Below are 15720 nucleotides of genomic sequence, written 5' to 3' on the forward strand. Positions count from 1 at the left end.
GACCGAGACCGGCGGACATTCCGTGCTTCCCCGTTTCCGGAGCCCGATGCCCGCTTCGTCCGACGGCTTCCGGCGCTCCAAGAAATGAGCCACCTATGCCCACCCCGCAAAGCCGGGACAAAAGTCCCTGGCTCATCCTCGGCGTGCTCAGTATGGGCTTCTTCATGACGCTGCTCGATATGACGATCGTCAATATCGCGCTGCCCCATGTGATGACCGGAGTACACGCCTCGCTGGACGAGGGCCTGTGGGTGTTCAGCGCCTACATCCTCGGCTACGCCACCCTGCTCATCGTCGCCGGCCGGCTCGGCGACCTGTTCGGGCCCCGCCGGCTCTACCTGTACGGCCTGGCGGTGTTCGTGGTCGCCTCCTGCGTGTGCGGGGTCGCCCCCAACGCGGGCGTGCTGATCGCGGCCCGGGCCGTCCAGGGAATCGGCGGGGCCATGCTCGCCCCGCAGATCCTGCCGATCGTCACCATGGTCTTCCCGCCCTCCAAGTGGGGCGCGGCGTTCGGGTTCACCGGCGCGCTCTCCGGGCTCGCGGTGCTCACCGGGCCGACCCTGGGCGGGGTCATCGTCAGCTACCTGGACTGGCGGTGGATCTTCTACCTCAACCTGCCGATCGGCATCGCCACCGCCTACCTGGTGCTGCGGCACGTCCACGACTACCGGCCGGGCAAACGCCAGCCGCTCGCCGTGCTGCCCACCGCCCTGCTCGTCCTCGGCCTCACCGCGCTGGCCTTCGGCCTGATCGAGGGCGAACGCCTGGAGTGGAACGCCACCGCCTGGGCGGCGATCGCGGCGGGGCTCATGGTCCTGACGTACTTCGTCCTGGACCAGCGCAGGCACCAGCGGTCCGGCCCGCTGCTCCCCTTCGACCTGCTGCGACTGCGCAACTTCGCCTCCGCCAACATCATCGCGGCGATCATGGGCTTCTCGATGCTCGGCGCCTTCCTGCCGATCTCGCTCTACCTCCAGACGGTGCTCGGGATGTCCCCGCTGCGGGCCGGCTTCACCATCGCCGCGATGCCGCTCACCTCGGCGCTGGTCGCCGGGGTGGGCGGCAAGCTCTCCGACCGCGGCTCGGGCAAGGCCGTCATCCTGACCGGGCTGGCCTGCTTCACCGCCGGGCTGGGCTCGTTCGTCCTGGTCACCGGGACGGACACCGGCACGCTCCAGCTGATCGGCCCGTTCGTGCTGGCCGGCCTCGGCATGGGCCTGGTGTTCTCGCCGCTGTTCAGCGTCGGCATGCGCCAGGTCCCGCCGCCGCAGGCCGGGGTGGCCTCCGGACTGGTCAACACCGCCCAGGAGATCGGCGGCCTGCTGGCCAGCGCGGCGATCGGCGCGATCCTGTCGCTGCGGCTCTCCAGCGGCCTGCGCGGCTGGGTGAACGAGCAGGCGCTCGCACTGCCGCCGGAGGCCCGGGAGGGCTTCAAGCGGGCGTTCGCCCCGCTCACCGACGGCGCCCTGAAGATCGGCAGCGGCGGTCCGCCCCCCGCCCTGGCCGGGGCCGACCCGGCGCAGGCGGCCAAGGTCCAGGACGCCTTCGCCGAGGCCTTCACCAGCGCCATGCACAGCGGACTGCTCCTGCCGGTGGGCCTGCTGGCCGTCGGCTGGGTGGCCGCCCTGCTCCTCATCCGGGACGTCCCGGCACCGGCCTTCGGAGCTCCACGACCGCCCGCCGCCAGGGCCACGGGCAGCGCCCCGGCGGCGGCCGAGAAGGCCTGAGGCCACCGGACCGGTGGCTCCGCGCCACCGACCGACGTCCCCGTCCACCATCCACCCACCACCTACCGATCCGAACCGCATCCGACCGGTCCGCACCGGCGGCACGAACAGAACCGAGGAGTCATCCGATGTCCCAGTCCCCCGTGGTGCTGTCCACGCACATGATGGCGACGTACATGGTCAAGCCCGGCTGCGCCGAGCAGGCCCGTGACATCATCGCCCGGCACTGGCCCACCCTGAAGGCGCACGGCCTGGTCACCGACGAGCCCGCCACCGTCTACCACAGCGAGAGCGAGCACGGTCCGGTCTTCTTCGAGATCGTCACCTGGGTCGACGAGAACGCGGTCAGCCGCGCCTTCAACACCCCGGACGTCAACGCGATCTGGCAGGAGATGGCGGCGATCACCGAGGCCCGCGAGGGCCGGCCGCCGGTCGACTACCCGATCGTGCACCGGATGGGCTACTTCCAGGACGAGCCCGACCTCCCCGAGGAGGACGCCTACACCGGGCTCGCCCACTACCTCGTCCGCCCGGACAAGGTCGCCGAGTTCCACGAGCTGATGGCCCGTGACTGGCCGACCCTGCGCGACGAGAAGCTGACCACCGGCGACCGCGCCGTCGTCTACTTCGGCGAGGACGCCACCGGCCCGTTCTTCCTGGAGATCGTCCGCTGGTACGACCAGCAGGGCCCCAGCATCGCGTACCGCAACGACAAGGTCAGCGCGATCTGGCAGGACGTGTTCCGCTACACCGAGGGCCGCAGCGGCCGCCCCGCCTCCGAGTACCTGTGGGCCGGCGAGATCCGCTACCCGTACCACGACGCCGACTGACGTAACGTCAACACATCAGAGAACGATCAGCGTTCGGACGGGCCGGGGCTCCGCCCCCGGCCCGTCCGGCCCCGTCCGACCGGAGCTTCCTCGGTGACCCGCAAGACCCCCCAGACCTTCGACACCCCGCCCGCCCCCGTCCTGGCCGACCGGCTCAGGTCCGAGTTGGAGGACAGCGCCGTGCCCGGCCGGGCCGACGGCGAGAAGGCCTACCTGAAGAGCCGGCTGGAGCACATCGGCGTACCGCTGCCCGCCATGCGCACCGTGGTGCGCAACTTCGTCCGCCGCCACCCCGGGATCGACCGGGACACCCTCCTGGAGCTCACCGAGGAGCTCTGGGCCCCGCCCGTCCACGAATCGCGCTCCTGCGCCGCGCTGCTCCTGGAGAGCCGCTCCGACCTGCTGGTCCGCGAGGACACCGGCTACCTGGAAGAGCTGCTGCGCGAGTGCGAGACCTGGGCGCACGTCGACCTGATCGCCCCCAAGGGCGCCGGCGCCCTGCTGCTGCGGCTGCCGGAGACCGCCGAGGACTTCCTGCGCTGGAGCCGGGACGACCACCAGTGGGTACGGCGCGGCGGCATCCTGTCCTACCTGCTGGCCCTGCGCGACCGGGGCGAGTTCCCGCACTACTTCGCCGCCTTCGGCGAACTCGCCGACCCGCTGCTGACCGACTCCCGGTTCTTCGTGCGCAAGGCGCTGGGCTGGGCCCTGCGCGAGGGCGCCAAGCACCACCCCGAGGAGGTCGCCGACTGGCTGCGCGCCCGCCTGCCCCGGGTCTCCGGGCTCACCCTGCGCGAGGCGATCCGGCCGATCGACGACGACACCTGCCGGAGCCTCCTGCAGGAGCACGCCGAACTCGGCGGGCGCCGACCGCGCGGCTGACCGCCCGCGCCGCGCCCGGCCGCCACCGCACACCGCCCGGAGGCCCGCATGACCACGCACAGTCCCGCCGACCGGCACCGCCGGCCGCTCCCGGTCGTCCAGGTGCTCGCCGAGGACGGCCGGCACCGGACGATCTGCCGGATGTGCCACGGCGGCTGCGGCGCCGTCGTGACCGTCGACCAGGGGCGGCTGACCGCCATCGAGGGCGACCCGGAGAACCCCAACAACCACGGGTTCCTCTGCGCCAAGGGCCGCGCCTCGCTGGAGCACCTCAACCACCCCGACCGGCTGACCACGCCGCTGCTGCGCACCGGGCCGCGCGGCAGCGGCGAGTTCCGCCCGATCGGCTGGGACGAGGCGCTGGAGCGGACGGCCGTCGCGCTCGACCGGGCCCGGATCGAGCACGGCCCGGAGGCGGTGGTGCTGGCCCAGGGCACCGACCGCAACTACCAGGAGTGGCTCTTCCGGTTCGCCAACAGCTTCGGCACGCCCAATGTGCTCGGCCCGGCGCACGTCTGCTTCTACCCGAGGGTGATGGCCGGCATCCTCACCGCGGGCGGCTTCACCTTCTGCGACTACGAGGGCCGGCCCGACCTGGTCCTGGTCTGGGGCTCCAACAAGGCGCTCACCCACGGCGACGGGGTGATCGGCACCCGGCTGCTCGCCTCCGTCCGGGACGGCTCCCGGATGATCGTGATCGACCCCCGGCGGACCTCGCTGGCCGCCCGCGCCGAGCAGTTCCTCCAGGTCCGCCCGGGCGGGGACGCGGCGCTGGCGCTCGCGATGATCCACACCGTGATCGAGGCGGACGCCTACGACCACGCCTTCGTCGAGAAGTACACCGTCGGCTTCGAGGACCTCGCCGCCCACGTCGCCGACTGGACGCCGGAGTCGGTCGCCGAGCGGACCGGCGTGCCGGCCGACCTGATCAGATCGGCCGCCCTCGCCTACGCGGCCGCGCCGAGCGCCGCGATCGAACTCGGCACCGGGCCCCAGCAGCACCGCGACTCCTTCCACACCTGCCGGGCGGTCCTGCTGCTCTCGGCGATCTGCGGCAACCTGGACCGGCCCGGCGGCGACGTCCTGTGGGACCCGCCCGGCATCGACGGCCGCCGGTCCTTCCCGCGCGCCGAGCTGCTGGCGCCCGAGCAGGCCGCCAAGCGCCTCGGCGGCGACCGGCACCGCATCCTGGCGATGTCCGGCTGGGCCCACCCCGGCTCCGTCTGGGACGCCGTGCTCGAACCCGACGCCCCGCACCCGGTGACCACCATGCTGGTGCACGGCAGCAACCTGCTGCTCAACTACGCCGACTCGGACCGCGTCCGGCGGGCCCTGGAGCGGCTGGACTTCCTCGCCGTCGCCGACCTGCGGCTCACCCCGACCGCCGCCATGGCCGACGTCGTCCTCCCGGTCGGCGGCTGGCTGGAGCGGGACCAGATCGTCGAGCACGCCCACTACGTCGCGGCCCGCCGGGCCTTCGCCAAGGTCGGCGACACCCGCTCCGACGAGTGGATCCTCACCGAACTGGCCCACCGGCTGGGCCTGTCCGCCGACTTCTGGCCGGACGCCGCGGACTCCCTGGACACCCGGCTGGAGCCGATCGGCATGGACTGGCGGCAGCTGGCCGAACTCCACTACCGGGCGACCCCCCTGGAGTACCACAAGTACCGCAGCCGCGGCTTCGGCACCCGCAGCGGCAAGGTCGGGCTGCGCTGCGACGCCCTGCGCGCCTTCGGCTACCCGCCGCTGCCCACCCCCGGCCCGCCGGTCGGCGGCCCGGAGGACGGCCCCTACCTGCTCACCTCGGCGCACTCCGCGTTCTACTTCAACTCCGAGTTCCGCGACCTGCCCTCGCTGCGCTCCAAGGAGCCCGAGCCCCGGCTGGAGATGCACCCCGAGGCCGCCGCCCGCGAGGGCATCGCCGACGGCGAGTGGGCGGAACTCGCCACCCGCACCGGCCGCATCCGGCTGCGCGTCCTGCTCACCGACCGGATCGCCCCCGAGGTGGTGATGGCCCCCGCCGCCTGGTGGTACCCGGAGCGCGGCGCCGACGGCGGCTGGCGGGAGGCCAACGTCAACCTGCTGACCACCAACGAGGACGAGAACGCCGAGATGGGCTCCTCCACCTTCCGCGGCCTGCGCTGCACCGTCACCCGCGCGGCGGACCAGTCCCCGGCCCCGGGCGGACCGGCCGCCGCCGCGGCGGGTCCGCGGGCCCCGGGGCGGTGAGCCCGGCCGTCCGCCGGGCCGACGGCGGGCGCCGACCGGTCAACCGGCCCTCGCGCTGCGGAACGCCTCCCGGTAGCTGTTGGGCGGGACGCCGACGATCCGCTTGAACTGGCGCCGCAGCGTGGTGGCCGTCCCCATCCCGGTGGCGACGGCCACCGCCTCGACGCTCTCGTCGGTGGCCTCCAGCAACTCCTGGGCCCGGCGGACCCGCTGGTTCAGCAGCCACTGGAGCGGTGTCTGCCCGAGCACCGACCGGAACTGCCGGCCGAGGTTGCGCGGGCTGGTGTTCGCCCGCCGCGCCAGGTCGGTCACGGTCAGCGGCCGGTCCAGCCGCTGCTGCGCCCAGGCGAGCACCTGGGTCAGCGGGTGGTCGCCCGTCGCCTGCACCGGTGTGGCCACGAACTGGGCCTGGCCGCCCGTGCGGTGCGGCGGCATGACCAGGCGACGGGCGACCGAGTTGGCGATCGCGGTACCGTGGTCGAGGTGGATCAGGTGCAGGCAGAGGTCCACGGCCGCCGCCTTGCCCGCGGAGGTGAGCACGCTGCCGTTGTCCGTGTAGAGCACGTCCGGGTCGACCACGGCCAGCGGGTGGCGGGCGCTCAGCTCCGCAGTGTGGGCCCAGTGGGTGGTGGCCCGCCGGCCGTCCAGCAGGCCCGCCGCGCCGAGCACGAACGCGCCGGTGCAGAGCGAGGCCACCCGGGCGCCGGCCCGGTGCGCGGCGCGCACCGCCTCGACCAGCTCCGGGGGCGGCGGCTCGTCGACGTCGGCCCAGGCGGGCACGATCACCGTGTCGGCGTCCACCAGGCGGTCCAGCCCGTGGTCCGGCTCGACGACGAACGGGCCGACCCGTACCGGCCCGGGCCCGCAGAGCACCACGTCGTACCAGCCGTCCACGGCCTCGCGCGGAGGATTGCCGAAGATCTCGTAGGCCACCCCCAGTTCGAAGTGCAGCAGGTTTCCGGCGGTCGGCAGCGCGACAGTGGGCATGTCCGGAAGTGTACGGGTGTTGTCGTTCCGGACCATCACACCCGGGCCCCGCCGGCGACCAGACTGAGGGTCGACAGGACGACGAGAACGGGGAACAGCGATGGGTACGACGGCTGCAGTGGTGGTCTACGGCGCGACGGGGCACACCGGTCGCTTCATGGTGGCCGAGTTGCGACGGCGTGGCTTCGCCCCCGTCCTCTCCGGCCGCAACGCGGCCCAGTTGGAGGCGCTGGCGGCCGAGTGGCCCGGTACCGAGGTCCGGCCGGCCACCGTGGACGACCCGGCCTCGCTGGACCGCGCCCTCGCCGGGGCGGCGGCGGTCGTCAACTGCGCCGGACCGTTCGCGGTGACCGGCGGCCCGGTCGTCGAGGCCGCGATCCGCGCGGGGATCCCCTACGTCGACGTCGCGGCGGAGATCGAGGCGAACGCCGCGACCTTCGCCGACCACGCGGACGCCGCCCGGGTGGCCGGCACCCCGGTCGTCCCGGCGATGGCCTTCTACGGCGGCCTGGGCGACCTGCTGGTCACCGCCGCGATGGGCGAGTGGACCTCTGCGGACCTCGTGCACGTCGCGTACGGGCTGGACAGCTGGCATCCCACGCCGGGCACCCGGGAGGCCGGCCGGGTGTCCCACGAGCGCCGCGCGGGCCGCCGGGTGAGGTTCGCGGACGGCGCGCTGCGGTACCACGACGACGCGCCGTCCGAGCAGCAGTGGACGTTCCCCGCGCCGCTGGGTACCCGCGCGGTGCTCGGGGAGTTCACCATGGCCGACGTCGTCACGGTACCCAGCCACCTGGCCGTGCCGGAGGTCCGCACCTACATGACCGTCGAGGCCGCGGGTGACCTCGCCGGCCCGGACACCCCGGCCCCGGAGGCGGTCGACGACCTGGGCCGGTCGGACCAGAGCTTCGTCGTCGACGTCCTGATCGAGTCCGGCGGGGTCGGGCGCCGGGCCACCGCGCGCGGCCGGGACATCTACGCGATCACCGCCCCGCTGGCGGTGGAGGCCGTCGAGCGCCTGCTGACCGGCCGGGGCCGCACCACCGGGGTCGCCTCGGCCGGCGCGATGTTCGACGCGGCGGACTTCCTGCGGGCGCTGGGCCCGCACCTCTCGGTCGAGCTCCCGCACTGACGCCGCTCGGCCGTCCCCCGCTACCCGCTACGCCTCACCGGCGCGCAGCGGGTAGCGGGGGACGGAGCGGCGGTGGGCGATCCGCCAGCCGTCCCCGGTGCGGACGTAGACGTCGAACCAGTCCCCGTTGTGGACCGTCCCGTCGAACTGGATCGCCAGGTAGCGGCTGTGGCCCCGGACGGTGCCGTCCGGCTCGACGGTGAGCACGCTGTCCAGGGTGTGCTGGTCGGGGGACCGGCTGCCGAGGTCGCGGCTGAACACCCGGATCTTCTCCAGTCCGCTGAACACCGCTCCGGTGCGGGCGAGTTCGAGCACTCCGTCGGCGGTGAAGACCTCGCCCAGCGCCCTGGTGTCGGCGTTGTCGAAGGCGTGCGGGAAGCGGGCGAGCAGCTGGCGGATCTGCTCGGCGTCGGTCGGGGACAGGTCGGCGGCCATGCGGTCTCCTCGGCAGGGAAGTCGGGGCGGGGGTCCGGCACCCGGACCTCGACCGCACCGGTGACCTGACGTCGCGTCAGCGGAGTGCACCCCGGTGACGGGGCTGCCGGCCGGGGCCCGCGGCCGACGTTCTCCGCCGCCCGATTCTAGGAACGCCGGGACGATCTCTCAACGGCCGGACCGGGGATTCGGCGGCCTCGGGGCATTCCGAAAACCGCACGTCACAGGAGCGAAACACAGCCGCCACACTGACCCGTGGAACGCCACTGCGACCCGCCTGCCGGCCGACCCGCCCGGCGCCGGGCGCACCGGCCTCAGCAGGCGCAGGAGATCCCGGAGCGCGGGGCGGTCAGGTCGTCCACCGGCCGCTGCTCGCTGCCGTGGTCGGTGTCGTAGGCGAAGCCCTCGCGGGCCCAGTACTCGAAGCCGCCGAGCATCTCCTTGACCGGGTGGCCGAGCCGGGCGAACGCGAGGGCCGCCCGGGTGGCGCCGTTGCAGCCCGGACCCCAGCAGTAGGTGACGACCGTGGCCGAGGGGTCGATCAGCAGCGGCGCGAGTTCGGCGATCCGGGCGGTGGGGATGTGCACCGCGCCGGGGATCCGGCCCTGTGCCCAGGCCACCTCGTCACGGGAGTCGACCACCACCACACCGTGCACGCCGGCGGTCAGGTCGGCGTGCACGTCCGAGACGTCGGCCTCGAAGGAGAGCCGGCCGAGGAAGTGCGCGGCGGCGACGGCCGGGTCGGCGGCGGGGACGGTGAGAACGGCGCTGGCGGTCATCGGGGTGCTCCTCGCACTCGTACCGGGGTCCGCCCTGTTCGGCGGTGGTCCGATCCTCGCCCGGCGGGGCCGGCGCCCACGAGCGGCGTGATCGCCCGCCTTCGTCAAGATACCGCCAGCCCGTGGGCGCCCAGCCGGATGCGCAGCCCGCGCAGTTCGTGGCGGGCGAGGGCGGGCAGCGCGGTCGCCTCGTCCAGGACCGGGGCCAGCAGCTCCACGGCGGTCCGCGGGTCATGGGCACACAGGTGGCAGTCGGCCATCCGGATGGTGAACAGCAGCCGGGTGGAGGGCAGTTGCTCCGGGGCCAGCAGCCGCAGCGCGGTGTCGGCGGCGTCCACGGCGCGCAGTGCCAGCCGGTGGTCCCCGACGGCGGCGGAGGCGTCGCGCAGTGCGGCGGCGGCGGCCGACTCGACCCGCAGCCGCATCGAGGCGATGGAGAGCCAGGGCGCGTCGGTCTCGTCGTGCTCGCCGATGTGGTCGAGGTGCAGCCGGGCGCGGCCGATGTGCCGGACGGTCGCGCGGACGTCCCCCGCCAGGGCGCGCGCCCGGGCCTGGCCGATCTGGGACATCGCGCCGGCCCAGTGCCGGCCGGGCGCGGCCCGGGCGATCTCGCGGGCGTAGCCGAGCGCGGCGGCCGGGTCGCCGTCGAGCCGGGCGAGGGTGCTCATGTCGCTCAGCGCGGCGACCTGGGTGGCCGGGTCGTCGGCCAGTTCGGACCAGGTGAGCGCGCGGTCGAAGCAGGCCATCGCGGTGGCGTTGCGGCCGTGCTGCATCCGCAGTCCACCGGCCGCGTGCGCGTACTCGGCGGCGAGCCGGGCGAGCGCCTGGCGGGCCCGGGCGTCGGTGGTGCCGCCGAGCCGGCGCAGGATCGCCCGCAGGGTCTCCTCGACGGCGGCTGTGCCGGGCCCGGCGGGCGCCTCACCGGCGCGCAGGTGGGCGGCGAGCAGGCCGGTGAGGGCGTGTGCGGTGTCGGCGTCCAGCGGCGGCGCGGTGTCCGGGGCGGTGGCGCAGAACGCGGCGTGCAGGGCGGCGAGTTCGGCGGCCTCGGGGACGGCGCAGCCGGCCGCGCCGTGCAGCGGGCAGAGCAGCCCGTAGTCGGGGAGCCGGCGGGGCGGGCCGCCGGCCGCGAGCGGCGGCAGCGGCGAGGGCGGGGCGGCGGGGCCGCCGGGCAGTGGTGGGCGGGCCCAGCCGGCCGGTCCGGGCGGGGCTGGCGGGGCGGCCGGGGCGGGCCGGTCCCACTCCCCCGCGTCCCCCTCCTCGGCCCGCAGGCAGGCGGTGCGCAGTTCGCCGCCGGCGCCGAGCAGACCGTCCAGCCGCTCGGCGATCCGCGGGGTGGTCCGGCGGGCGCCGTGTTCGAGCTTGCTGACGGCGGTGTGGTCGTAGCCGATCTCGGCGCCGAGCTGGGCCTGGGTGAGGCCGGCCCGGCGGCGCCAGTGCCGCAGCCGGGCGCCGAAGGCGCGCCAGAGCGGGTCGGCCGGCGGCGGACCGACGGACGGTACGTCGGTGTGGCTCCGGTGCACGGGGCTGCCCTCCCGAGTCGGTTCCGGTCCTTCCGATGGACAGGACGGTACTGGACCGGGCGGGCTCCGTACATGAGGTGGTCTCAACCTCTTGGTCTCAACCTCTTCACAAAACCCGCAGCTTGACAGAACTTGCCAACTGCACGGAAGCCATGCCGCAGCCGTTGACCGGGGCATGACGGCATGTGAGTGTTCCGGCACCCGAGCGCGGACGCCCGCAACGGCCGTCCCCCGATGCGGCCCCGCGGTGAGCGCCAGACAGGCACGTCGTCCGCGGTCGAGCACCCCCACGTTCGAGGAGCCTCGGAATGAAACGCAGATTACTGACGGCGGGAACCACCCTGACCGTCCTGGCCGGCATGCTGACCGCCACCGCGGTCGGACAGGCCGCCGCCCAGCCCGGCCCGGCCGTCAGCGCGCCGCCGAGCGCCCTGGCCGCCGCCGTCTCCGCCGCCGACCAGGCGGCCGCGGCGGGCCTGGACGCCCTGGCCAAGGGCCCGGGCGAGACCTACGAGCGCCAGTCCGTCACCCCGTGGCTCGGCGGCCTCTACTCCGTGGCCTACGAGCGCACCTACCAGGGCCTGCCGGTGGTCGGCGGCGACGCCGTCGTCATAGCCGACGGCCAGGGCAGGGTCCGCGGCCTCCAGTCCGCCGCCACCGGTCCGGTCGGCGGCCCGACCAAGGCCGCGATCAGCGCCGCCCAGGCGGAGAAGACCGCACGCACCCGGCTGGCCGCCGTCGACGGCGTCGACACCCGCCGCCTGGTGGTCAAGGTGCAGGACGGCACCGGGCGGCTCGCCTGGGAGACCGTGCTCACCGGCCGGACCGGCGCGGCCCCGAGCCGGCTGCACGTCTTCGTCGACGCCCGCACCGGCGAGGTGATCGACAGCTACGACGACGTCAAGGCCGGTACCGCGAACAGCAAGTGGAACGGCCCGGCCCCGGTCACCATCAACACCACCGCCTCGGGCGGCACGTACTCGCTGCGCGACCCGAGCCGGTCCGGGCTGAGCTGTGCGGACTACAGCTCCGGCCAGGTGTTCTCCAAGTCCAGCGACTCCTGGGGCACCGGCAACCCGACCAGCAAGGAGACCGGCTGCGCCGACGTGATGTTCGCGGCGCAGAAGGAGTGGGACATGCTCCGCGACTGGCTGGGCCGCAACGGCCACAACGGCAACGGCGGCAGCTGGCCGGTCAAGGTGGGCCTGAACGACGTCAACGCCTACTGGGACGGCTCCTCCGTCTCGATCGGCCACAACAACGCCAACGAGTGGATCGCCTCCATCGACGTGGTCGGCCACGAGTTCGGCCACGGCATCGACCAGTACACGCCGGGCGGCGCCAACAACGAGAACGGCCTCGGCGAGGGCACCGGCGACATCTTCGGCGCGCTGACCGAGGCGTACGCCAACGAGCCGTCCCCCTACGACAACCCGGACTACACCGTCGGCGAGATGATCAACCTGGTCGGCAGCGGGCCGATCCGCAACATGTACAACCCCTCGCTGGTGGGCAACAACCCCAACTGCTACTCCTCCTCGATCCCGAGCACCGAGGTGCACGCGGCGGCGGGCCCGCTGAACCACTGGTTCTACCTGCTCTCCGAGGGCTCCAACCCGGGCGGCGGCAAGCCCACCAGCCCGACCTGCAACAACTCCTCGGTGACCGGCGTCGGCATCAAGGACGCCGGGCGGATCTTCTACGGCGGCATGCTGCTCAAGACCAGCGGCATGACCTACAAGAAGTACCGGGTCACCACGCTCACCGCGGCCAAGAGCCTCGACCCCGGCTGCGGCCTGTTCACCCGCACCAAGGCGGCCTGGGACGCGATCAGCGTCCCCGCCCAGAGCGGTGAGCCCACCTGCACGCCGTCCGGCACCAACGACTACTCGCTTCTGGTCAACCCGACCGTCGGCTCCGTGCAGCCCGGCGCCACCACCAGCGCCACGGTGAGCACCGCGGTCACCTCGGGCACCGCCCAGGCCGTCAACCTGGCCGTCTCCGGCGCCCCGGCCGGCGTCACCGCCTCGGTCAGCCCGTCCTCCGTGCAGGCCGGCTCCTCCGCGACGCTGAACGTCTCGGCCTCCTCCTCGGCCACCCCCGGCACCTACGTGCTCACGGTGACCGGCACCGGTTCCGCCACCCACAGCGCGCAGTACAGGCTGACGGTCGGCAACGGGAACCCCAACCCCGGCGTGCCCGACGTCAGCGTCGCCAACGTCCAGGCGCACCTCGCCCAGCTGAACACCATCGCCTCGCAGAACGGCGGCAACCGCCGGGCCGGCTCGGCCGGCCACAGCCAGTCGCTCGCCTACATCAAGGGCAAGCTGCAGGCCGCCGGCTACACCGTCAGCGAGCAGACCTGCACCTCCTGCACCTACAGCTCCAACAACCTGATCGCGGACTGGCCGGGCGGCCCGGCCGACCAGGTGACCATGTTCGGCGCCCACCTCGACAGCGTCGCCGCCGGCCCGGGCATCAACGACAACGGCTCCGGCTCCGCCGTCCTGCTGGAGAACGCGCTGACCCTCGCCCAGCAGAACCCCACCCTGACCCGGCACGTCCGGTTCGCCTGGTGGACGGGTGAGGAGCAGGGCCTGCAGGGCTCGCAGCACTACGTCAACCAGCTGGGCTCCACCCAGCGCAGCGCCATCAAGGGCTACTACAACTTCGACATGGTCGGCTCGCCCAACGCCGGCTACTTCATCAACAACATCGGCTCCGCCACCTCCGCCCCGATGAAGGCCTACTGGGACTCCCTGGGCATCCAGCCCGAGGAGAACGTCGAGGGCCAGGGCCGCTCCGACGACTACTCCTTCCAGCAGGGCGGCATCCCCACCTCCGGCTACGCGGCCGGCGCCAGCGCCGTCAAGACGGCGGCCCAGGCGACCAAGTGGGGCGGCACCGCCAACCGGGCGTACGACTCCTGCTACCACCAGGCGTGCGACACCACCAGCAACATCAACGCCACCGCCCTGGACCGCAGCGCCGACGGCGTCGCGTACACCCTGTGGAAGACCTCGGTCGGCACCGGGCCCATCCCGACCAACGACTTCTCGGTCGCGGTGAACCCGACCACCGGCAACGCCCTCCCGGGCGGGAGCACCAGCGCCACGGTCTCCACCGCCACCACCTCCGGCTCCGCCCAGACGGTGAACCTCACCGCCTCGGGCGCGCCCAGCGGGGTCACCGTGTCGGTCAGCCCGTCCTCGGTGCAGTCCGGCTCCTCCGCGACGCTGAACGTCTCGGTCGGCTCCGGCGTCCAGGCCGGCACCTACACCATCACGGTGACCGGTACCGGCTCGGCCACCCACAGCACCACGTACTCGCTGGTGGTCGGCACCGACCCGGGCAACCCGGGCGGCACCTGGACGCCGGGCACCACCTACAGCGCGGGTGACGTGGTCACCTGGATCGGTGTCAGCTACCGCTGCATCCAGGGCCACACCGCCCAGGTCGGCTGGGAGCCCAACATCGTCCCGGCCCTCTGGCAGCAGATCTGACCTGATCCGGAGGCCGTCGGGCCGGGCCGGGCCGCGGTTCGTCGAGGGGGACGAACCGCGGCCCGGCCGTCTGTTCGGCGGGGGTCACCGGGCGCACGACGGGGTGCGACCCCGGTCGGCACCCGATCCGGTCGGCACTGCCGTCCGGGCGGATCGGAACCCCGCCGTCGTTGCGGGCCCCGGCGGTGCGGCCGGGGCCCGCAACACGTACGCCCGGCGGCAGGGCGGCGCGCGGCGCTCGTGCGCTGACGTACAGTCAGCCCGGGGCCCGTGCCCCGCCCAGCAGTCGACCGTGTCGGCAGAGGAGAAGCGCCGTGGCCACCGAAGCCCACCCCGTCCCCGTCCCGCCGCCCGCCGACGGGGCCGCCCGGCCCGTTCCCGAACTGCCGGCCGGGGCCGTCACCCGGTGGCAGGCCGAGGGGTCCGAGCTGGTCGAGCTGCTCGCGCTGGCCCACCGGGAGCTGGGCGGCGTCGCGGCGTTCCGGCTCGGACCGGCCCCCACCGTGCTGGTCACCGATCCGGAGGCGGTGCAGCACGTGCTCGGGCGGCACCCGGACCGCTACGTCAAGCGCTCCCACCGGGCCCGGATGCTGGCCGGCGAGGGCGTCCTGTCCGCCACCGGAGAGGCCTGGAAGCGCCAACGGCGGATGCTGCAGTCCCAGTTCACCGGACCGGGGATGCGCCGCTACGAGCGGCGGATCGCCGAGGCCGCCCGCCGCGCCGCCGACCGCTGGGCCGGGTACGCCCGCACCGGCGAGCGCTTCGACCTCGGCGAGGAGATGCGGCACTTCGCCCTCGACACCATCTGGCGCGCCCTCACCGGCCGCCCGCTGGACGACCGGACCGACCGCGAACTCGCCTCGGTGGCACGGGTGGTGGCCGCGCTGCCGACGCTGCCCGCGGACGGCGCCGACGCCCGGGACGCGGTCGCCGAGGACCTGGCCAGGATCGACGCCGTCGCGCACGCCGCGATCGACGCCGCCCGGCGCGACCCGGCGGGCGACGGCCTGCTCCGGGTGCTGGTCGAGGCCGCCGACGAACACCCCGAGTACACCGACCGGTTGATCCGCGACGAGCTGGTGACCCTGCTGGTCGCCGGGCACGAGACCACCGCCACCACATTGACCTGGCTCTTCCTGTTGCTCGACGGCAACCCCGGGGCCCGCGCGTGGGCGCTGGCGGCCGGCCCCGAGGGCTCGGCCGGGCGGCGCGAGGCGGTGCAGGCGCTGGTCAGCGAGACCCTGCGGCTCTACCCCTCCGCCTGGATCCTGCCCCGGCACGCGGCGGAGGCCGACACCCTGGCGGGCCACCGGATCGAGGCCGGTACGGACCTGCTGGTCTGCCCCTATCTGACCCACCGGGACGCGGAGTTGTGGCCCGACCCGGAGCGCTTCGACCCGGCCCGGTTCACCTCCCCCGGCCGCAAGCCCGCCCACCTGGGCGCCTACTACCCCTTCGGGCTCGGCGCGCGCGCCTGCCTGGGCACCCAGTTCGCCGTGCGGGAGACCACCGCCCTGGTCGAACTCCTGCTGGAGCACAGCCCGCGGCTGCTCGCCGTCCCCACCGGCTCCGCGTACGGGATCACCGTCCGGCCCGACGGGCCCGCCCCGGCCACGCTCGCGGGAGCGTGACCGGGGCGGGCCGGCCTGCGGGCGACCGTCGGGGACGGCCGGTCGGAGACGGTCAGGTCAGGGCC

General features: G+C 74.2%; 11 protein-coding genes. 7 read left to right on the top strand and 4 right to left on the bottom strand.

Translation table 11 applies throughout. The features are described 5' to 3' along the window. The first annotated feature begins 95 nt into the window (after positions 1-95). The 4 genes from ACZ34W_RS16885 to ACZ34W_RS16900 all read left to right on the top strand — a co-directional run bounded on the left by ACZ34W_RS16885 (position 96) and on the right by ACZ34W_RS16900 (position 5668). Positions 96-1727, top strand: a complete 1632-nt coding sequence (locus ACZ34W_RS16885) for an MFS transporter (protein WP_465604768.1) — start codon at positions 96-98, stop codon at positions 1725-1727. Between the two features lie 128 nt (positions 1728-1855). Continuing rightward, the gene (locus ACZ34W_RS16890; RefSeq protein WP_329486362.1) at positions 1856-2557 is read left to right on the top strand and encodes a hypothetical protein; all 702 of its coding nucleotides are present in this window, start codon (positions 1856-1858) and stop codon (positions 2555-2557) included. A 93-nt stretch (positions 2558-2650) separates the two neighbouring features. Beyond that, positions 2651-3439 (top strand): DNA alkylation repair protein, encoded by a 789-nt coding sequence (locus tag ACZ34W_RS16895; protein ID WP_465604773.1) that lies wholly within the window; start codon positions 2651-2653, stop codon positions 3437-3439. A 48-nt stretch (positions 3440-3487) separates the two neighbouring features. Continuing rightward, the gene (locus ACZ34W_RS16900) at positions 3488-5668 is read left to right on the top strand and encodes a molybdopterin-containing oxidoreductase family protein (RefSeq protein WP_465604776.1); all 2181 of its coding nucleotides are present in this window, start codon (positions 3488-3490) and stop codon (positions 5666-5668) included. A 39-nt stretch (positions 5669-5707) separates the two neighbouring features. On the opposite strand, the gene ACZ34W_RS16905 is transcribed toward ACZ34W_RS16900, so the two are convergent. After that, positions 5708-6655: a helix-turn-helix domain-containing protein gene (locus ACZ34W_RS16905; protein WP_465604779.1), complete on the bottom strand. Its 948-nt coding sequence runs from the start codon at positions 6653-6655 to the stop codon at positions 5708-5710. Between the two features lie 100 nt (positions 6656-6755). Between ACZ34W_RS16905 and ACZ34W_RS16910 the strand changes: the two genes are divergently transcribed. Then, on the top strand, positions 6756-7787 hold the full coding sequence (locus ACZ34W_RS16910) for a saccharopine dehydrogenase NADP-binding domain-containing protein (protein WP_465604782.1): 1032 nt from the start codon (positions 6756-6758) through the stop codon (positions 7785-7787). A gap of 27 nt (positions 7788-7814) precedes the next feature. Here ACZ34W_RS16910 and ACZ34W_RS16915 read toward each other — a convergent pair whose 3' ends face one another. The 3 genes from ACZ34W_RS16915 to ACZ34W_RS16925 all read right to left on the bottom strand — a co-directional run bounded on the left by ACZ34W_RS16915 (position 7815) and on the right by ACZ34W_RS16925 (position 10521). Further along, positions 7815-8222 (bottom strand): nuclear transport factor 2 family protein, encoded by a 408-nt coding sequence (locus tag ACZ34W_RS16915; protein ID WP_359803939.1) that lies wholly within the window; start codon positions 8220-8222, stop codon positions 7815-7817. Positions 8223-8536: 314 nt separating this feature from the next. Continuing rightward, entirely contained in the window at positions 8537-9001 is a 465-nt protein-coding gene (locus ACZ34W_RS16920; protein WP_465604786.1) for a rhodanese-like domain-containing protein, read from the bottom strand. A 104-nt stretch (positions 9002-9105) separates the two neighbouring features. Next, entirely contained in the window at positions 9106-10521 is a 1416-nt protein-coding gene (locus tag ACZ34W_RS16925) for a helix-turn-helix domain-containing protein (protein WP_465604789.1), read from the bottom strand. 308 nt (positions 10522-10829) lie between these two features. Here ACZ34W_RS16925 and ACZ34W_RS16930 point away from each other — a divergent pair, with 308 nt between their 5' ends. Next, positions 10830-14024, top strand: coding sequence for a M28 family peptidase (locus tag ACZ34W_RS16930; protein ID WP_465604792.1), 3195 nt, complete (start codon positions 10830-10832; stop codon positions 14022-14024). Between the two features lie 314 nt (positions 14025-14338). Next, positions 14339-15655 carry a cytochrome P450 gene (locus ACZ34W_RS16935; RefSeq protein ID WP_465604795.1) on the top strand — a complete coding sequence of 439 codons (1317 nt, stop codon included), beginning with the start codon at positions 14339-14341 and terminating at the stop codon, positions 15653-15655. Positions 15656-15720 lie beyond the last annotated feature (65 nt).

The organism is Kitasatospora sp. NPDC022856 (assembly GCF_055561235.1).